Here is an 18469-nt window from a genome sequence, read left to right on the forward strand (position 1 = left end):
CAGTTGGCGCTTAGTTCTCCGGCTTCTTTTCCGGCTTCTTGCCGCCCGTCTTCATCTCGCGATAGCGCGCAGCGCCGCCTTCCCGGATCGTCTGCTGATTGCGCTCCAGCGCCATGGCGTCGTCGGGCACGTCGCGGGTGATCACCGAGCCCGAGCCGATATAGGCGCCGTTGCCGATTTTCACCGGTGCGACCAGCGATGAGTTGGTGCCGACGAAGGCGCCCTGCCCGATGACCGTCTTGTGCTTCTTGAAGCCGTCGTAGTTGCAGGTGATGGTGCCGGCGCCGATGTTGGAATTGGCGCCGATGGTGGCGTCACCAATGTAGGAGAGATGGTTGACCTTGACGCCGGCCTCCAGCGTCGCGGCCTTGGTCTCGACGAAATTGCCGATCCGCGCGCCGTCGCCGAGCGAGGTGCCGGGTCGCAGCCGCGCATAGGGGCCGATCGAGACGTTCTTGCCGAGCGTGGTCTGCACGATATGCGAGAAGGAATGGATCACCGTGCCGTCGGCGATCGACACGCCCGGACCGATCACAACGAACGGCTCGATGGTGACGTCATTGCCGAACACGGTGTCGGCGGACAGATAAACGGTCTCGGGCGCGATCAGCGTGACGCCTGCTTCCAGGGCCGCTTTGCGCAAGCGCGCCTGGATCACGCCTTCGGCCTCCGCGAGCTGCGCCTTGGTGTTGATGCCGCGCACCTCGTCCTCGCTGGTCTCGATCACGACGGCCTCCCATCCCTGTTCACGAACGACGCCGACCGCGTCGGTCAGATAATACTCGCCCTTCGAATTCGCATTGCCGATCTTGTCGAGGATCGCGAGCGCACGGCGCCCGTCGATCGCCATCAGGCCGGCATTGCACAGATCGATCTTGCGCTCTTCCGCGCTGGCATCGGCATGCTCGCGGATCGCGACCAGACGGTCGCCCTCGACGATGAAGCGGCCATAGCCGGTGGGATCGGCGGCGCGAAAGCCGAGCGCGGCGATCGCCGCGCCCTTCGCGAGCGGCGCGCGCAGCCGCGCAAAGGTCTCGGCCGAGATCAGCGGCGTGTCGCCGAAGGCAATCAGCAGATCGTCCGCGCCCCGCGCAATCGCCTCGCGCGCCGCGAGCACCGCATGCGCGGTGCCGAGCCGTTCTGTCTGCACGAAGGTGAGCGCATCGGGACGGATGCGCTTCGCCTCGTCCGCGACCGCCTGATGGTCGGGGCCGATCACGACGGCGAGCGAGGTGCCGGTTCCCTTCGGTGTAGCGGCGAGCACGTGCGCGAGCAGGCTCTGGTGGGCGACCGGATGCAGCACTTTCGGCAGGTTCGATCGCATGCGCGTGCCTTCGCCGGCGGCGAGTACGATCGTGAGGCTGGAACGGGCGGTCATCGAAATCCTGTCAAACATGGCCGAATCAACGGGCGGCGGCAGGCCGATGCCGTCATGAGCTGTCGCCTTGCTACCCCCGCAAACGCCCGGAATTCAAGTGCGACGGGGTTTTCCTGTTAATGTTCCCTGATTGATTCGGGGAAGCTGTTCGGGGCTGGGCACTTAACGTTCATGGCAAAGGATTCCGACCCACTGGCGGACGCCTTCGGGACCAAGGAGACCGGCGGGCTGTTCTCCGGACTTCTGGCCGAGGAAAGCGCGGTCGACCGCAGCATGATGTGGCGGCTGGGCGCGTGGGGCGTGGTTGCCGTCGGCGCCGTCGTGATGGCCGTGATGGCCAATCAGGCCCAGCTCGGCTGGCGCCGTGACCAGGTTGCGTCGGCCGATCTGTCGCGCCAGGCCGACCGGCTCCAGATGCTGACCAAGGAGAGCCAGAACGAGGCTCGCCGCCTCGCCTCCGCCATCGAGACGTTGAACACCGATCGGGACCGGCTCTATTCGCGCGTCACCGTGCTCGAGCAAGGGATGAATTCCGTCACCGGCGCCATCGCCAAGCAGAGCGCGAAGCCGCAGGACGCGCCGGCGCCTGACACCCAGCCCGCGGCGCCGAGCGTCGCGCCGGTCGCCTCGACGCCGGCTCTCCCAAGTGACAAGCCGCGCGCGGCAGCCGCGAAGGACCAGGCGAAGGAGCCGACAAAGGACGCTCTGAAGGAGGCCGCAAAGGATCAGTTGATCCCGCCGCCGCAGAACGCCGCCATGGCCTCGCTGGTATCGCAGTCGCCGCTGACAACGTCGGCACTGCCCATGCTTCCGCTGGTGCCATCCAAGTCGATCATGGCGCCACCCGATCCCGCCGCATCGAAGCTGACGCAGCCCGAGACGACGGAGAAGGCCGCCGAGAAGAAGCCCGAACAGGCGCCCGCCCCGACCGAGGTCGCCGCGGCGCCAGCCAAGCCGCCGGAGACGGCCGAGAGCGAGGCCCCTGCAATCGCGGTCCAGCAGACGCGCTTCGCCATCGACCTTGGCGGCGCCAACTCGCTCGACGGCCTGCGCGCGCTCTGGCGCGGCCTGATCAAGTCCAATCCGGAGATCGCGGCGCTGCGGCCGATCATCATGATCAAGGAAGGCAATGCCGGCCTCGGCATGCAGCTCCGCTTGGGCGCCGGCCCGCTGATCAATGCCGCCGCTGCCGCAAAGCTCTGCGCGGGCCTCGCCGAAAACGACCGCCATTGCGAGACCACCGTGTTCGACGGCCAGCGCCTCTCGATGCGCGGCGGAGCGGAGAAGGGACAAGAGAAGACTCAGGACCGGGTTCAGGAGAAGAACGCGGACAAGAACCAGGACGCCGTCCCGCAAGCCGAGACTGCGCCAGCGCCCGCTCCTGGCGCCAAACCGGAGAAGCGCCGCCGCAGCTACTCCTCAAAACGCTCGTCGAAGCGCGAGGAGCCCGCGCCTGCACCCGCGCCTCAGCCGCCGGCCGCACCGGCGAAGCCGGAGACGGCCTCGGCGGGATCGACGCTGTCGTCGTTCTTCAGGCGGTAGGGACGCGCACGAGTTAGATCACTGCGGCCTCTCATCAAATTGGGGCGTCAATGGCCGTCGACCAATGACTCGTCGAACAGCGCAAGCGACCAGAAATATCCACCTCGCCTGTTGCCCCCTCCCGTCATCCCGACCATATTGCGCCCATGACAAAAAAGCCCTTCCGCCTCACGCCCTACCAGGTGCAGTTCCTGATCGTCGTCGGTTTCGTGTCCGTCGGCTATGCGATCTATCTGCGCTATCTCGGCATCGAGAACTCGACCGTCGGCCTCGCCTGTGACGCTGGCCTGCAGACGCTGATCTGCAAGGCGCGCACAGTCTCGACGGTGCTGTTCAAGAATTCGGTGTTCGGCATCGTCGCGCTGGTGGTTGCGACGCTGAACCTGATGCGGCCGTCGATCGTGCTGCTGACCGTCGGCATCGTCGCCGCCGGCCTCGGCATCGTGCTCTACAATGTCGTGCTGTCGGGCCTTGCGATCGGCCTGTTCATTCTTGGATTTGCTCGGCCCGCGCCCGCCACAGCGTGAACGCGAACAGCAAGTAGATCGCGCAGGTCCACAGCGACTGCCAGTTCTCGCGGCCCTCGTTGAACAGCACATAGGCGGCCGCCAGCGTGAGCAGGCCCGCGAATACCGATTCCGCGATCGGACGCTGGCCGATCTGCGGCCGGTTCAGCATCAGCACCGCGAACGGCACCACCGCCATCGTCAGCGAGGCGTAGGGGAAGTCGTGGTAGCGCGAGTCGAACACGAAGGCGAGCGCGGTCTGCGTCGCGATCACCGCGGTCACCGCCAGCGTCAGGCCGAGCACGGCGGTGAGCTTCGACCATTTGCGGCCCTCGCGCGGGCCGAGCAGATCGAGGAAGGTCGGAAGGCTGCGGCCGATCACCATCGCCTGCGCGCAGAAGATCGGCGACAGGATGCCGGCCAGAAGCAGCGCGCCCCAGTGCAGCCAGCCGCCGATGCCGTAACTCTCATAGTACATCTTGTCGGCGCCGATCCCGAGCAGGGTGCCCGCTGAGGTCGCCGAGATCGCGACGCCGAGCCAGGCCGAGAAGCGCGGCGTCCACGGCCGCCTGCGCAGCGTGAGGCCGGCGACCGCGAACACCAGCACGCAGAGGCCCATGCCGGCGCCCATGTACCATTTCCAGTACGGGAAATTGCTGATCGGCTGGCCCGGCGGATATTTCAGATTCCGGCGCACCGAGTCGTACAGGCCCCAATAGCCGCCGACGGTGCCTTCCAGCTTGCGCTTCCAGGGCTGGTCATAGGACTCGATCAGATTGACGCGAAACTTGTTCGCTTTCGCCAGGCCCAGGATTTCCGAGACGACGCGCGCCTGGTTGGTGCGCGACGGCAGCGCGCCCTCGCGCATGCGCCCTTCGCTGGGCCAGCCGGTTTCGCCGATCAGGATCTCCTTGCCGGGGAACGCGACCGCCATGCGCTCGCGGATCGCCTCAACATGGCTCGCTGCGAACTTCGCCTTCACCGGAACATCCTCCCAATAAGGCAGGATGTGGATCGTGACGAAGTCGACGGCGTCATAGACCTCGCGATTCCTGAGCCAGAACTCCCAGACGTCGGCATAGGTGACGGGCACGCTGACCTGCGCCTTCACCGAGCGGATGATGGAGACGAGGTCCGCCGTCGTCATCTCGCCGCGCAACAGCACCTCGTTGCCGACGATGACGCTGGTGATGATGCCGGGAAATTCCTTGGAAAGGCGGACAGCGAGCGCGGCCTGCTCAAAATTCTTGGCGCGGTTGCTGGAGAGCCAGATGCCCTGGAGCACCTTCAGCCCGCCGACCTTGGCGGCGATCGCCGGCACCTGGTCGAGCCCGTTCTCCATCGAATAGGTGCGGACGCAGTCGGTGATCTCCTTGAGCTGGCGCAAATCCTGCTCGATCTGGTCGGCCTCGATATGGGTCCACGCGTTCAGCGGCGACTGTTCCCCGCGGAACGGCGCATACGAGACGCATTGGACCTTGTCGGCCGGGTCGATCGGGGCGCGCGCGAGCGTGATTGGCGTGGCCAGCCACCACCACACGGCAGCAATCGCACCCAGTGAAACGAGCAGAAGCGCCAGTGGCGTACGAAGAGAAATCGGTTCCGTCCTCCGCGAGGTGCCGTCGATTACCTGCTCACGCGCCATCTGCCAAGGGGTGTGTCCGGGATGGATCCTTCCCTCCCCCGAGGAATTTACCTGCGGCCGTTCGACAGAGGCCTAGGATCGTGACTTTGCTGGACAAAATTTCAAATTCAGGTCATGGACTCGGCAGGACTTTGCCGCCGCATTGGGGACCCATTTGGACGCCATCACCGGCGAGTCCGCGAGGTCCTGGCGCGGGCGGTCAGCTGATATATTGGGGAATTCATGCGGCAACGGGTGTTCGAGTTACGAAATGCGGTCCTGCGGCAGTTCGCCGCCACCTTGGCCGTCTCCTCCCTGGTCGTGATGGTCGGTCTCGGTGGCGCCTCTGCCCAGAGCGGCACGCCCGCCCCGGACCAGGGCAAGGCAGCCGCCCAGCCCGCCGATGCCGCCGCCAAGGACGCCGCCCAGAACCAGCGCCGCACCGACGAGTTCGCCGAAGCAGCCCAGGTCATCAACGGCCCGGCCGGCAACCCCGAATGCGTCTGGCTCGGCCGGCGCGTGGTGCGGCTGATGTGGCGCGACGACCTCGATACCGCGTTCCGCCATCTCGACCTCTACGACCGCTTCGGCTGCCCCGGCGGCCACATCCAGGCCGCGTTCCGCTGCCTGACCCGCTTTGGCGGCCAGATCGATCCCAAGGTCGCCGAGACCCTGGACAGCCGCGTGCACGCCTGCTGGATCAATCCGGCATCCCAGCCGCAGCAGGCGTCAGCCAGCGCCTCCCAGCCGGCGGCGCCAACCACGGGCAATTCGCAGGCCCCGCAGCCGGCCGCGAGCCCCGCGCCTGCGGCAAGCCCGACACCGGCGCCCTCGAAATAGCCGCGATCGTTTCAGCCGCCGTTCAGGAACGATCGGCGATAGAAGCGGTTGGCACTGCCGCACATTCCGAAACTGTCATGCCCTCATGCCCTCATACGGTCATGAGGCCATGACAGTTGTGAAACCGCGCGGCAGAGGTATGCTCCATTTGCCGCGGACTCGGTCGGATCTCGGGGTCGGATCCGCTTCCCTGCCACCTCAGCCCCTTTTGGTTTAGCCGCGATGCGCGTTGTCGCCGCCGTTCTGTTGCTTGTGTCCGTGCTTCACGCCGGCATCTGGGGAGTCTTGCGCGACAGGGAACCCGCGCCCGACTTCAAAGGCCTGCTGCCCAGCGTCTCCTACGCCCCGTTCGAAGGCGCGGCCCACCCCGATATCGACAACATTCCGACCGTTGAGAAAATCCGCGCCGACCTGAAGACGCTGTCGACGATGACGCGTGCGATCCGTCTCTATTCGTCCACCGGCGGCGTCGAGCTGGTGCCGCCGATCGCGGCCGAGTTCGGCCTCAAGGTCACCGTCGGCGCCTGGATCGACAAGGACAAGGATCGCAACGAGCGCGAGATCAAGGCCGCCATCGAGCTCGCCCGCAAGAACAGCAACGTCGTCGGCGTCGTGGTCGGCAACGAGGTGATCTACCGCGGCGAGCAGAAGGTCGAAGACCTCATCGACATGATCAAGAAGGTGAAGGGCTCGGTCCGCGTGCCCGTCACGACCGGCGAGATCTGGAACATCTGGCGCGACAATCCCGACCTTGCCTCCAACGTCGACTTCATCGCCGCCCACGTGCTGCCCTATTGGGAAAACTTCCGCTCGGACCAGGCGGTCGACCAGGCCGTCGACCGCTACAACCTGCTGCGCAACCTGTTCCCGGGCAAGCGCATCGTGATCGCCGAATTCGGCTGGCCGAGCCAGGGCTACAACCTTCGCAACGCCGACCCCGGTCCGTTCCAGCAGGCGCTGACCCTGCGCAACTTCGTCAGCCGCGCCGAAGCCATCGGCATGGAATACAACATCGTCGAAGCCATCGATCAGCCCTGGAAATATTTCGAGGGCGGCGTCGGCCCGTACTGGGGCATCCTCAACGCCAGCCGCGAGCCGAAATTCGCTTGGACCGGCCCGGTCGAAAACCCCGACTACTGGAAGCTGATGGGAATTGCGCTGCTGGTCGGCATCCTCCTGTCGCTGCCGATCCTGCGGCTGGAGCGGCCGACCGCCAGGCAGGCGTTCCTGCTGTCGGCGACCGCCAACGGCGTCGGCGCCTGGGCTGCGACCGTGTTCGCGTTCTGGAACGACCACTATTTCATCTTCGGCTCGGCCTTCGCGCTCACGCTCGGCATGATCCTGCTTGTTCCCCTTGTCCTCATCGCGATGGCGCGCGTCGACGAGATCGCGGCGGTGGCCTTGGGCCGGCCGCCGGAGCGGCTGCTCTCCAAGAGCAAGCCGGTCGAGAACGTTCCCGAGAATTACTACCCGAAGGTCTCGATCCACATCCCCGCCTATTTCGAGCCGGTCGAGATGCTGAAGCAGACGCTCGATGCGCTGTCGCGGCTGAACTATCCGAACTACGAATGCGTCGTCATCATCAACAACACGCCCGATCCCGCGTTCTGGCAGCCGATCCAGGACCATTGCCGCGCGCTCGGTGAACGCTTCAAGTTCATCAACGCGGAGAAGGTGCAGGGCTTCAAGGCCGGTGCGCTGCGGATCGCGATGGACCGCACCGCCGTCGATGCCGAGATCATCGGCATCCTCGATGCCGACTATGTCGTCGATCCCGACTGGCTGAAGGACCTCGTGCCTGCTTTCGCCGACCCGCGCGTCGGCCTCGTGCAGGCGCCGCAGGAGCATCGCGACGGCGACCTGTCGATCATGCACTACATCATGAACGGCGAATATGCCGGCTTCTTCGACATCGGCATGGTCCAGCGCAACGAAGCCAACGCCATCATCGTGCACGGCACGATGTGCCTGATCCGCCGCGCCGCGATGGACATGGCCGGCGGCTGGTCGTCCGACACGATCTGCGAGGACAGCGATCTCGGCCTCGCGATCCAGCAACTCGGCTGGACCACCCACTACACCAATCACCGCTACGGCCAGGGCTTGCTGCCCGACACCTACGAGGCCTTCAAGAAGCAGCGTCACCGCTGGGCCTATGGCGGCCTCCAGATCGTAAAGAAGCACTGGCGGAACTTCCTGCCCGGCCGCAGTCGGCTGACGCCCGACCAGAAGCGCGAATATGGCTTGGGCTGGCTGAACTGGCTCGGCGCCGAGAGCCTCGGCGTGGTGGTGGCGCTGCTCAACCTCGTCTGGGTCCCGATCGTCGCCTTCGCCGACATCGCCATCCCCGACAAGATCCTGACGCTACCGATCATCGGCGCCTTCATCGTCTCGCTCGCGCACTTCCTGTCGATGTACCGCGCGCGCGTCGCGATCAAACCCGGCCAGATGATGGGCGCGATGATCGCGGCGATGAGCGTGCAATGGACGGTATCGCGCGCGGTGGCACAAGGTCTCATCACCGAGCACATCGCGTTCGCGCGCACCTCCAAGGGCGGCCTGTCCAGGATGTCGATCGAGTTCCAGGCGTTCTGGGAGGCCGTGATCGGCACCCTGCTGGTGATCGGCGCCGGCGTGCTGATCGCCTCCAACAGCTATCGCCAGATCACCGAGATCTACATCTTCGCGGGCGTACTGGTGCTGCAAAGCCTGCCGTTCCTGGCCGCGGTCGCGATCGCGATCCTCGAGCTCAGCCGCATCAACTCGTTCCAGTTCTGGCGCGACAGCGCGATCCGCACCGCCGAGCTGATCGGCCTGCGCCCCGTGGCCCTGCCGACCCCCGCCGGCACGCCGCAGCCGGTGCCGAGCGAAGTGCGGCGGGAAGCGAACTGACGAACGAACGGCCTCTCGGCGCGGGTGAAACCTCCGCGCCGGCAAGCCACCGGCGCTGTTCGGCGTGGATAGCGGGCCGCCAATCGAGTTGAAAATTCCGGCCTAAGCGGCGGATACCGCGAGCGAATCCCCGCCTCCGCCAAGAGTTTGGGCCGCCACTCGCACTATTGACCTCAGCGCCCCATCCCCCTACACAGCGCGGGCCGAAAGCATGATCCGGAAACAGCCGGTTTTTCCCCGCGACGCCAGTTGAGGCAGCGGCAAGACATGCTTCTCGAATGTCCGAAGACGATGGCGATCGATCTTGAAAGCCATCAGCGGCCATGGGAGCGCGTAGCTCAGCCGGTAGAGCACGTGACTTTTAATCACGGGGTCCTGGGTTCGAGCCCCAGCGCGCTCACCAAGCCGAAACAATAATTTAAGCGAAATCACAAGCCGACCGAAAAAGCCGTGTGCGGGCACTCTGTTGGCAAATTGATTGCCGATCTGAGCGTCGAGGATGGCAGCGCGGCAATTGCTCGCGATCGCCACCAGGCCGGCGCGCTCAAGCGGCAGCACGCCCTCCCCGTCCGCCAGATCCGGGCAGATGCGCTCCATGCGCGCGAAAGAGCCCCACTACGGCCGGCGCAACACCCCAAGCAGGTCGGCGACATCGATCACATCAAGGTCTTCGCGACGGTGGGCGCCGCGGAACGATGGTTTGAGGAGAACGACCCGGAGGGCGTCGCCTTCGAATACGATGTGATCGAGTGATGTGGAGCGGACAATCAGCGCCACATCGTTGGTGGGTTCAAGGCCTCGCGACCCGCTGCTTTCAACGCGTCGGTTGAGAACTGTCCATGTGCCGCGGCATCGAGCAGCTTCGAAGCAACGTACGCTCTGGCGCCCGTCTCGCTTACAGGAATATTCTCGCAAACTTCATCGAGCACCGCCCTGAGCAGCGCAGTCATTTCAGCATCAAACACGCCGAACTCCCGAAATTGAGAGGATACTGAACGCTGCACAAGCGGAATATATTCGCTTGGCAGCGTTCGCCGCGTATTCCTGTCTGGGCTCTGAAATCCCAGCGCCTTCCAAATTGGCACCTGTCTGTCAAAGTAATGTGACAGCTTCCTCGGCCACATCAACAGGAGTTTGCAGGGCCTGCCAAGGCCCGCCAGCGTGAACCGGCAGCCTGAAACCTTCCCAGGTTTCGTGCGTAAAATCTCTATCCGAGGTTTTTGTTAGTTCCCATCTCGGGGCTGGAAATGAACACCGCCGCCGGGACAATGTATTAGAGCCCGGCGGCGTATTTGTTGGTGCCTGAACCGGCGCGCGCCTCGAGCGGCGGCTTCCACCTGAATTTGTAGGGCAGATTTTTTTCTAACCTGAGTTAGTTTTTTCTATGCCCAGCGTCGACTACCCCAATTTTTCTGCGCGTAGAGCAAGGGGTCGACCGGGTGGTTCAACAACTGGGACTGGAGGATTGGGCCTGGCAAATCGCCGCCGACGTGTATCGCTTGAATCTGTATAGCCGACTCACCGGACGAGCGGCCCCGGGCGACGCCATATCCGACGAACAGCTTGCCAGAGCAATCCGCGAAAGCTTCACTCAAACGAACGACGCCGCCTATCGAGAAATGGTTGAGTTAGCGACCGATGCCGCTTTATCGGCCTACGATTGTGTCGTCTCACGCAATGTCAAACAGGCGCGCGCTCAACTAGCGAACTAACGGCTCGTCGGCGGATGATGACTAGCCTGCTCCGCAAGAGAACCCCGCCGACCTTGTGGGCCGGCGGGCTTATCTCTACCGCCTCAACCGGCGGCGATGAGTCATCAGCCGCTGCCGGACGCCACTCCGATGCATTGATGCCGCAATCGGTGCGATGTTATGCTAGTCACAGAACCGGGAGTTTCTCGATGCGCAAGATCGCCGTCGCTGTCATGTTCGCCCTGATCGCGCAGACCGCATTGGCAGAGGACCATGTTCCAATGTACGGCGAGTCCAAGGACAAGACGGAGGCCGAGAAGGCGGACGACATTCGGGCCGAGCGCGCCTATCAACGCTCCCTCGGCAATGTTCCCGACCAGAAGGCAGTCGATCCGTGGGGAACTGCCCGCGGCGGCGAAGCGAAGAAGCCGGCCACGCCAGCCAAACCGGTAGTGAAACATTCGTCCAAGGCCAAGAGCGGCAGCCCCCCCAACTAGCGAATTCTAAAGGGGGGCCGCCAGCGTGAACCGGCGGGTCAGCGCTTCACTGCGTTGCCAGCTAATTCCATCGCGAGATCTAGGGCTGCGATTCCAATTTGGTCGGTCGGACGGGATCTACAGCGCTGTAAAGTCACCGCCTCCAACAATCGCCTCTATCATAGAGCGACGGCCGGCGAGGCTGCCATCGAGCATCCAGCCAAAGCTTATGCCGTAGCGACGGCAATAGCCGGCCAATCCTTGTGAAGCGCAGAAGCCTGGTGCGTGCGGAGCCGGCTCCTGAGTCGCGGTGGCTCAAGGGCTACGAGTGTTGGTCCACGGGTCTGCAACCTTGGGGAAAACGCTCCCTAGGTCAGTCGGACTGCATTTTCCGAATCAACCAGATGTGCGCGCCCTCGTGTGTGATCTTGCTTGGGGGTATGCGTGAGCCAGTTTCTGTCGGTGCTGCTATTGCTGACGACACTAACGCTGACGGTGTGTTTCGGCGTGGCGGCCTGGCGCCAGTCGGCCGGCAGAGATGTCGATATCACCGCCACCATTTCACATCGGGAAACCGGCTGGAGGTCGGAACGGAGCAACTGAGACCTTGCGCTCGCTCTTGCGAGAGAGTTTTGAAGTCACCGTTGGCGCGCGCCAGCTCGATTGCGATGCCCCCCGGGCTTGATCTCGAAAATGCATCGGGGCGCAGCAGCCCCTGTTGCGGCCTCTAAGTCGAGCAGCCCCTCACGGATAACGTCTCGGTGAATGAAACCGTTCGCCGCATCACGCGAAGCACTCAGGAAACAATCCGGGTCCAGTGTCTCGTCACCCACGAGGGGATCTCAAAATGATTATTCTCAAGGTCTCTGCTGTTGTTCTTGGCGCTGGCATCCTTTTCACGATGTACTCAGGGGAGCTAAGCGCAGACGTCGTGCTTGCCATCGTGTCCTGCTTGGCATGACAAGAAGACCGGCCAACGTGAACTCGAGGGCCAGTAATGCCAACTGCTTCGCTTGAACTATCTTCAGCTTTCCGGAGCCGACGTCGCAGCCGGCACACTCAGCGGCGCTCCCCCAACTGAAACCGGCCCGACAGACTTCGACTGCCGAACCATCCGCTTCCGCATCGCTGCCGACAGTCCATAGCGTGCATTCGCTTTTCGGATCGAGGACGTGACGTCCGACATCATCGCATTTTGCAGCGTATCGACCTTCGCGATGAGCGTGGACAGCTGTGAAGATATCTTCCTCACATCCACCCGTTCGTCCGTGATGCTCTGTCGCAGAGACAGCAGCACCATTGAATCCTGCTGCAGCAGGGCTGCATTTTGCTGCAAGGCGTGGTTGTTCTCCTGCAGCGAAGCCGTGTGTTGCTGCTGGGCCGACTGAATGTCCTTCAAGGCAGCGACAACCGGATCCGGCTTTGGCGCGGAAGCTTCCCGGCGCGGAAGCAGTTCAGCCAGACTGCTGACATTCGGCGACGGAAAATCAGCCGGCAATGTATAGATCGCCGCCGCGCCATTGATGGCCAAGGCACACACCGACAGTGCCAGGACCGATTTCCGGCTGGACCGCTTGGCCGGTGCTGAAGCTTCCGGGGCTGCGGGCTCGAGTGCTGCGACTGCGAGCGCGAGCGCCGCGGGGTCGAGTTGTTCGACGAGGCCTTGCGCCTCGGATGTCGTGGTCATGTCCATTGACCTCAAATGAGCGAGCAAAAGGAAGCCGACGCCGGAACGTCCTCGCGACGGCTCCTATGTGGGCATTTTGGATTAATTCCACGTTAGCGACATGGCCGCCTGGCAGGCCCGGCCGCCCCGGCTGATTACGGGGGGCGAAGCGACGGAATGAGTCACGCGGCAGCCTGCTTCGAAGCACCAAAGCCGAGAGACAAGGCCCCTGAAAGGTGTAAGATTCAGGAGAACCGGAGGAACGGCATGTTTGAAATCAGCGGTTTCGACACGGCAGGCGTCGTCAGCCTCAAGCGGCTGTCACTCGCGGCCGCCTTCAAGAAGGCCCGAGAGCTTGTCGAAGACGGGTGCTGGGACGTTCAGATCGTCGATCCGGCTGGGCGCGTGCACACCTCGTTTGAGGAGCAGGCCGCTTAGCGTGGCGCTGGACCGGCTCCGCGGCTAGCTCATCAAGAGCACGCTGATCAGGAGCACACTGATCCGGAGCGCACTGATCCGGAGCACACCCGGCCTCACGCCTGACGGCCCGTCTCTCAGTACCGCCGATAGTAATTCTCTGGCCGGTCCTGGAATTGTAGTGGAACCGTGCCGTTGGGGTAGCAGACACCGTCGCGGATATCGACGTCAGCGCCGTGGCCGCATGGCACCGGACGCCGGCGCATTCCATAGTAAGGCCGCGGGCCCTGATAGTACCCCTGCAGCGCCGCCTGGTCTTCGGGACGGAGATAGCCGTTGGGATAGCACATCCCGTCGCGGGCGCTCTGATCCCAATGATCGCCGCACGGCGGCGGATGCCTCGGTACGCCGCGATACTGCACCTCGAGCGGGCGTTCGACAGCTGCGGCAGGCGCCGTTGCACCGCCATGAAGAGCAAGGATTGTCGCAATAGTGGTGATCAACATCGAAGCGGTCCTCCAAGGCCGCAAGATAGACAACCCCTCTGAATGACGCCTGAACGCGACGAGAGCGCCACGACCATCAGGGTCGGCCGATGGCACGACGGCGGCCACCGCGCTGCACTGGACGCTGCAGCTGTCTGCAGTTCCAAGGGCCTTGCCACAAAAGCCGGGAGACAACGCCCTCGAAAGGTGTAAGATTCAGGAAAACCGGAGGAACGGCATGTTTGAAATCAGCGGTTTCGACACGGCAGGCGTCGTCAGCCTCAAGCGGCTGTCACTCGCGGCCGCCCTCAAGAAGGCCAGAGAGCTCGTCGAAGACGGGTGCTGGGACGTTCAGATCGTCGATCCGGCTGGGCAGGTCTACACCTCGTTCGAGGAGCAAGCCGCTTAGTCGCGCCCGCCCTTCGGCACTTTTCAGAAAGCACCCGTCCGGTCCGATCACGCTTCGCGAGCGGTGATCGTGATCGAAATGAAAACCCCAGCGCCTGGTAGGGAGCGCTGGGGCGTTTTCAAAATATCAATCGGTAAAAGCAATGAGGCCTTCATAGCACCGGTCTCGAAGCGCGAGTGTGAACTGGTTCACACGGCTCCGCCGATCTTCCCGCACCCACTTCCGGGTGTGGCTATCCGCCTCGGCCGACGTTGGACGAGGCATTATTGAGCCAGCGCGCCGTTGCTTCATCGCTCCAGCCGGGGACCGCGAAGCGCACGCGAGAATTCCCTTCCGTGCCGAGACGATCGACCGGAGGATGGCGTGTCGCAGGATTGTGCGCACGAGCGTGGTGCGCGGCGTCTGCAGACGTGCACAAGACGATCAAGAGGCCCAGGGCCAAAACAAGACGCATCATATCGGCTCCAATCGAGTCCGCTTCCGCTCATGTAATACGCCGACCGTCCCACCGCGATCTGACGCGGCTTCACAGCTAAGAGAGCGAAGCGCGAACGCGACGCTCTCGCGATGGAGCGAACCGCCGCTCAACTCCCGCGCGCCGCCCGTTGCCAACCAATTCGTTTGGGAGCACGCTCTCTCCAGGCGCTCAAGACGCCGCACAGGGAGAACCACATGAAGGAACCGGGCCTGGACGGCCGCCATCGGGACAAGGATGGCGCGATCAGCAAGAAGCACGGCAACACGCTGGTCGGCACGTTGCGGAAGATCTACGGAAAGGCATTTGCGGCAGGTTATCCGGATGCGACGCCGCTCAGCGAGGTCTTGCATCAATTGAACGAGACCTCGCTGAGCCAGTTGCGTCGCGATCACGACACCGGGCATCTCGGGCACAAGATCGACCACGCGTCGAAGTGAATGGACTTCACTTGGCCGATTTCGCTTGGCCGACTTCACTTACCCCACTTCACTTGGCCGACTTCGGGTCGTTGAAAAACCGACTCCGCCGACAGCCTCTCGGACGCAGGCTGCGCTATCGGTCGTCCCACCGTACTTGCCGTTTGAGCCCTCGCTACCCCCGCGCTAGCATGAGCCCTTTTACGGAGGCTCATTTGAAGCAGTTCATTATCATCATCGCCGCCATCGCGCTCGCCGTGACCGCTCCCGCCCGCTCGCAGGCACTGGTCGATCCCTACAAGGTTGCCCCCGAATATCGCGAGGCGGCCGAGAAGCGCCGGGCCGAGCAGATGCGGCAACGCGAATGCGCACTGAAGGCGGATCTCGACAAGGTGCTGCCCAGGGATCGCACCGTCTATCTCAACCACTGCCTGGACACGCTGGCGGTCAAGCAATAGCGGCTGGCTGGGGCCGACTCGATCAGACCACGAAGGTAGGCCGACCTGACCGCACGATGATCTGTCGATTTCGGGCTCGTGTTGTGGACCAGCGGGCGATTTGTCGCACCGGCGCCGCGAAGACGCGGCCCCCCTCCTCACTGGCGCCGCGGCTTGCTCGGAAACAGCCGATCGCGGATGTAGCGCGAGGTCGGCGTCAGGCGGATGCCGCGCGGCTTCTGCCAGGCGGCCCGGTCGATCTCCTTCTTGTCGCCGATCTCGAGCCTGCCCTTGGCACCCTTGGCGATGAAGATCGCGTCGCTCATCTTGCGACCGGAGCGCTTATTCCTGGCCGTCACTTCCTTCCACAGGCTGATCCGGCCGAGCTTCAGCTTGGGCAGCTCCTCCTTGATCTCCCGCCGCAGGCAGTCCTTGTCGGACTCGCGCGAACGCTTGCGGCCGCCCGGGAACATCCACAGGCCGTCCGACCGCCGTCTGACCAACAATACCTTGCCGCGTTTTGCGGCAACCAGCTTGGAAGACTTCGCCATTACTGCCGTAGATCGAAAACAGAATCGCCCTATCGTAACTTGTCTAGTTGAATAGACAAGTTCGCGGGGCGCTTTGACCACAGCCCGTGCGAGCAGCTCAGCTTTCGCTCGCCGCCGCCCGGTCCTCGGTCCTGATCCAGGCCATCATCAACTCCCAGGCCACCGACAGGATGATCGGCCCGATGAACAGGCCGACGATCCCGTGGGCGAGCGTGCCGCCGATCACGCCGACGAAGATCACGATGGTCGGCGTGGTGAGGCCGCGCCCCATCACCAGCGGCTTCAACATGGTGTCGATGAAGCCGACGAGGACGAGAAACACCGTGAGCAGCAGCGCCGTGGTGACGTCCTTGGCGGTCCAGATCCAGATGATCACCGGCAGGATCACCAGGAACGCGCCGATCTGCACGATCGACAGCAACAGCACGATGAAGGCGAGCAGGCCGGCGCTCGGCACGGCTGCCATCTTGAAGCCGATGCCGGCGAGCAGCGCCTGCACGATGGCGACGCCGATCACGCCTTGCGCCACGGCGCGGATGGTGGCGCCCCCAAGCTCGAGAAAATGCTCGCTCTGCTCGGGCACGATGCGAAACAGGAAGCCGCGGCCGGCTGCAACCAGCCGCGGTCCGTGCGGAAACAGGAAACCGGCGACGAACACCGAGACCAGAAACTGGAGCGTGCCGAGGCTCGCATCGCCCGCAAGCGACAACAAGGGTCCCGCCAGTGGCTGGAGATAGGGCGCGACCTCGCGCAGCACCGCACGGATGTTGTTGTAGGCCTGATCCCAGAGATCAAAGAGCCAAGGGCCGACCACCGGCCACGACTTGAGCTGCTCTGGCGCCGACTGCAGCGCGAGGTCGCCGGTGCCGAGCTGCTTCGCCAGCTCGCGCGCACCGTCCACCGCGCTGAGGCCGAGCCAGGTCGCCGGGCCAATGACGATGCCGAGCGTGATCAGGGTGAGGATCGCGGCCGCGGTCTTCGGGCGGCCGCCGAGGATCTTGGCGACCCAGCTGAAGGCCGGATAGAACGCGACCGCAAGCACGGCGCTCCAGGCCAGGATCGGGACGAACGGGCGGATGATCAGGAAGGTCCAGATGATCAACAGGCCAAGCAGGCCGACCCGGATCAGGAGCTGGATGATGTCCTCTCCCGTCAGGAGCTGACGGAGACTTTTCACGGGCACGCCTTTCCTTGCGGCATTGACGCGGGTTCCGGCACTTGCGCGGCAAAGCGTTATTGCCAGCCGCGCATCCGGCGTCAAGACGACCGGGCCCGCGGCTGCGCAAGGGATCGGACCGCTGCGCCGCCCGGCGCGGCATCAGCTGTCGCCGAACGGGTTGGTCCAGTCGGCCGAGCGGTGGCGCTCCGTCCGATCAGAAGTGGTAGTTCACGCCCACCGTGGCGGTCTGGATGTTCAGCTTCACATTGGCTGGAGTCGCCACCAGATTGCCTGTCGTCACCGGCTGCTCGGTGATCGTGCCGAAGCCCATATAGTTGTACTCTGCCCGCACCGACCAGTTCGGCATGAACATCCACTCGATGCCGCCGCCGGCAAGCCAGCCGGTGCGATTGAAGCTGCCCGAGGCGGAACCGGCGAGCGGGCCGGCAAGGCCGTTGTTGACGCTGTACTTGTCGCGGGTGAAGGCCGCGCCACCCTTGGCGTAGAGCAGCACGCGATCGAAAGCGACGCCGAAACGGCCGGCGACCGTGGCGATGTAGTCGTTCTTCAGCGACAAGTTGAAGCCGGCACCGCCTCCGAACGGGCCGCCGGCATTGAGTGTGACGCTGGACCAGGCCCCGGTGCCTTCGAGGCCGATCACGAAATTGCTGATCTGGTAGTTGCCGCCGATCTGGCCCCCGACGATGCCGCCGCTGGCCGTGGCCGAGCTCCAGGTCGCTGTCGGATCGGTCGGGTCGATGCCGGTCCATTTGCTCCAGGCGCCGCCGCCATGCGCGCCGATGTAAAAGCCGGTCCAGCTGAAGATCTGGGCCGCCACCGGCGCTTTGACCGGCGCGGGCGCAATGATGTCAGCTGCAAATGCCGGCGTTGCCAATGACAGCAGCGCAGACGCCAAAGCCAGTTTCTTCCGCATGATCTCACCCCCAAATTGTCCGCCCTCCGACCGAGGCGACGATGAAATCTAGCTGTGGGATCACGCGCGCGCTTGGACCAATCGGCGACGCGATTGGACTGACGGGCGCTCGTCAGACCCGGGAAGCTCCTGCAACGCCGCGACCGGAGCCGGGTTTGGCTAACGGCGATTAACCGGATTTCCCGAGGTCAGTTTACGCCGATGCAAATCCCCGCACCTACGCTTCTCGCCAACATTCAAAAACACTGATGTGCAATGGCCAACAGCATCTGGACGACCGAAGAATTCACCTGCGCGGGTTGCAGCATGAACTACACCGCGACACGGGAAGAGCACAGCGAAGCCCACACCGGCAGCTTCAAATGCAGCATCTGCAGCGGCGTGGTGCACAGCTGGTCGGGGAAGCATCACTTCTTCGGCTGGCAAGCCGTGAAGACAAAACCGCCGGTGTTCGGACGGCGCTGGGCGGGCGTGCAGTGACAGGCGCCAGCGATGGTCTCGGTACCGTAGCCCAATTGTGGCGACGGCGCGCCTCCACGCCGTCATTGCGAGCGTAGCGAAGCAATCC

At 64.0% G+C, this 18469-nt stretch carries 21 protein-coding genes and 1 tRNA gene; 14 read left to right on the forward strand and 8 right to left on the reverse strand.

What is annotated here, in order from left to right:
* Positions 1-10: 10 nt before the first annotated feature.
* A complete protein-coding gene (gene glmU, locus AB7245_RS23740; RefSeq protein ID WP_085404730.1) occupies positions 11-1378 on the reverse strand; it encodes a bifunctional UDP-N-acetylglucosamine diphosphorylase/glucosamine-1-phosphate N-acetyltransferase GlmU in 1368 nt (455 codons plus the stop codon).
* Between the two features lie 171 nt (positions 1379-1549).
* Here glmU and AB7245_RS23745 point away from each other — a divergent pair, with 171 nt between their 5' ends.
* Both AB7245_RS23745 and AB7245_RS23750 read left to right on the forward strand, forming a co-directional pair.
* Positions 1550-2920 carry a hypothetical protein gene (locus AB7245_RS23745; protein WP_354078883.1) on the forward strand — a complete coding sequence of 457 codons (1371 nt, stop codon included), beginning with the start codon at positions 1550-1552 and terminating at the stop codon, positions 2918-2920.
* A gap of 146 nt (positions 2921-3066) precedes the next feature.
* Positions 3067-3447, forward strand: a complete 381-nt coding sequence (locus tag AB7245_RS23750; RefSeq protein WP_028147889.1) for a hypothetical protein — start codon at positions 3067-3069, stop codon at positions 3445-3447.
* Here the strand turns inward: AB7245_RS23750 and AB7245_RS23755 are convergent.
* Complete coding sequence (locus AB7245_RS23755) at positions 3407-5071, reverse strand: glycoside hydrolase family 17 protein (RefSeq protein WP_094184464.1); 1665 nt, start codon at positions 5069-5071, stop codon at positions 3407-3409. The genes AB7245_RS23750 and AB7245_RS23755 overlap by 41 nt on opposite strands.
* Positions 5072-5293: 222 nt before the next feature.
* Here AB7245_RS23755 and AB7245_RS23760 point away from each other — a divergent pair, with 222 nt between their 5' ends.
* The 4 genes from AB7245_RS23760 to AB7245_RS23775 all read left to right on the forward strand — a co-directional run bounded on the left by AB7245_RS23760 (position 5294) and on the right by AB7245_RS23775 (position 9535).
* Positions 5294-5890, forward strand: a complete 597-nt coding sequence (locus AB7245_RS23760) for a beta-1-3, beta-1-6-glucan biosynthesis protein (RefSeq protein ID WP_085404727.1) — start codon at positions 5294-5296, stop codon at positions 5888-5890.
* 222 nt (positions 5891-6112) lie between these two features.
* Positions 6113-8782, forward strand: coding sequence for a glycosyltransferase (locus tag AB7245_RS23765; protein ID WP_085404726.1), 2670 nt, complete (start codon positions 6113-6115; stop codon positions 8780-8782).
* A 327-nt stretch (positions 8783-9109) separates the two neighbouring features.
* Positions 9110-9185: transfer RNA gene (locus AB7245_RS23770), tRNA-Lys, on the forward strand.
* A gap of 71 nt (positions 9186-9256) precedes the next feature.
* The gene (locus tag AB7245_RS23775) at positions 9257-9535 is read left to right on the forward strand and encodes a hypothetical protein (RefSeq protein ID WP_085404725.1); all 279 of its coding nucleotides are present in this window, start codon (positions 9257-9259) and stop codon (positions 9533-9535) included.
* A 14-nt stretch (positions 9536-9549) separates the two neighbouring features.
* Here AB7245_RS23775 and AB7245_RS23780 read toward each other — a convergent pair whose 3' ends face one another.
* Positions 9550-9786 carry a hypothetical protein gene (locus AB7245_RS23780; RefSeq protein ID WP_085404758.1) on the reverse strand — a complete coding sequence of 79 codons (237 nt, stop codon included), beginning with the start codon at positions 9784-9786 and terminating at the stop codon, positions 9550-9552.
* 435 nt (positions 9787-10221) lie between these two features.
* On the opposite strand from AB7245_RS23780, the gene AB7245_RS23785 reads away from it, so the two are divergent.
* From AB7245_RS23785 to AB7245_RS23795, 3 genes are all read left to right on the forward strand, one after another.
* Positions 10222-10494, forward strand: a complete 273-nt coding sequence (locus tag AB7245_RS23785) for a hypothetical protein (protein ID WP_085404724.1) — start codon at positions 10222-10224, stop codon at positions 10492-10494.
* A gap of 188 nt (positions 10495-10682) precedes the next feature.
* Entirely contained in the window at positions 10683-10970 is a 288-nt protein-coding gene (locus AB7245_RS23790) for a hypothetical protein (protein ID WP_085404723.1), read from the forward strand.
* A 423-nt stretch (positions 10971-11393) separates the two neighbouring features.
* Complete coding sequence (locus AB7245_RS23795) at positions 11394-11552, forward strand: hypothetical protein (RefSeq protein WP_244623041.1); 159 nt, start codon at positions 11394-11396, stop codon at positions 11550-11552.
* Between the two features lie 421 nt (positions 11553-11973).
* On the opposite strand, the gene AB7245_RS23800 is transcribed toward AB7245_RS23795, so the two are convergent.
* Positions 11974-12642 (reverse strand): hypothetical protein, encoded by a 669-nt coding sequence (locus AB7245_RS23800; protein ID WP_085404722.1) that lies wholly within the window; start codon positions 12640-12642, stop codon positions 11974-11976.
* Between the two features lie 240 nt (positions 12643-12882).
* Here AB7245_RS23800 and AB7245_RS23805 point away from each other — a divergent pair, with 240 nt between their 5' ends.
* Positions 12883-13053, forward strand: coding sequence for a hypothetical protein (locus AB7245_RS23805; protein ID WP_201266259.1), 171 nt, complete (start codon positions 12883-12885; stop codon positions 13051-13053).
* Positions 13054-13169: 116 nt separating this feature from the next.
* Here AB7245_RS23805 and AB7245_RS23810 read toward each other — a convergent pair whose 3' ends face one another.
* Positions 13170-13538 carry a hypothetical protein gene (locus tag AB7245_RS23810; RefSeq protein WP_049807936.1) on the reverse strand — a complete coding sequence of 123 codons (369 nt, stop codon included), beginning with the start codon at positions 13536-13538 and terminating at the stop codon, positions 13170-13172.
* Positions 13539-13755: 217 nt separating this feature from the next.
* On the opposite strand from AB7245_RS23810, the gene AB7245_RS23815 reads away from it, so the two are divergent.
* The 3 genes from AB7245_RS23815 (at position 13756) to AB7245_RS23825 (ending at position 15278) form a co-directional block, all read left to right on the forward strand.
* Positions 13756-13926 (forward strand): hypothetical protein, encoded by a 171-nt coding sequence (locus AB7245_RS23815; protein ID WP_167541702.1) that lies wholly within the window; start codon positions 13756-13758, stop codon positions 13924-13926.
* A gap of 672 nt (positions 13927-14598) precedes the next feature.
* Positions 14599-14841 carry a hypothetical protein gene (locus AB7245_RS23820; RefSeq protein WP_028152129.1) on the forward strand — a complete coding sequence of 81 codons (243 nt, stop codon included), beginning with the start codon at positions 14599-14601 and terminating at the stop codon, positions 14839-14841.
* A 194-nt stretch (positions 14842-15035) separates the two neighbouring features.
* Positions 15036-15278, forward strand: a complete 243-nt coding sequence (locus AB7245_RS23825) for a hypothetical protein (RefSeq protein ID WP_085404721.1) — start codon at positions 15036-15038, stop codon at positions 15276-15278.
* Between the two features lie 137 nt (positions 15279-15415).
* Here the strand turns inward: AB7245_RS23825 and AB7245_RS23830 are convergent, their stop codons facing one another.
* The 3 genes from AB7245_RS23830 to AB7245_RS23840 form a co-directional block, all read right to left on the reverse strand.
* Positions 15416-15808 (reverse strand): NUDIX hydrolase, encoded by a 393-nt coding sequence (locus AB7245_RS23830; RefSeq protein ID WP_028152127.1) that lies wholly within the window; start codon positions 15806-15808, stop codon positions 15416-15418.
* Positions 15809-15905: 97 nt separating this feature from the next.
* Positions 15906-16991, reverse strand: a complete 1086-nt coding sequence (locus AB7245_RS23835; protein WP_085404720.1) for an AI-2E family transporter — start codon at positions 16989-16991, stop codon at positions 15906-15908.
* A 190-nt stretch (positions 16992-17181) separates the two neighbouring features.
* Positions 17182-17901, reverse strand: coding sequence for an outer membrane protein (locus tag AB7245_RS23840; protein WP_085404719.1), 720 nt, complete (start codon positions 17899-17901; stop codon positions 17182-17184).
* Positions 17902-18156: 255 nt separating this feature from the next.
* Between AB7245_RS23840 and AB7245_RS23845 the strand changes: the two genes are divergently transcribed.
* Positions 18157-18381 (forward strand): hypothetical protein, encoded by a 225-nt coding sequence (locus AB7245_RS23845; RefSeq protein WP_085404718.1) that lies wholly within the window; start codon positions 18157-18159, stop codon positions 18379-18381.
* The last annotated feature ends 88 nt before the right edge of the window (positions 18382-18469 follow it).

Source organism: Bradyrhizobium sp. 604_D8_N2_3, from assembly GCF_051810765.1.
Lineage (GTDB): Bacteria > Pseudomonadota > Alphaproteobacteria > Rhizobiales > Xanthobacteraceae > Bradyrhizobium > Bradyrhizobium barranii.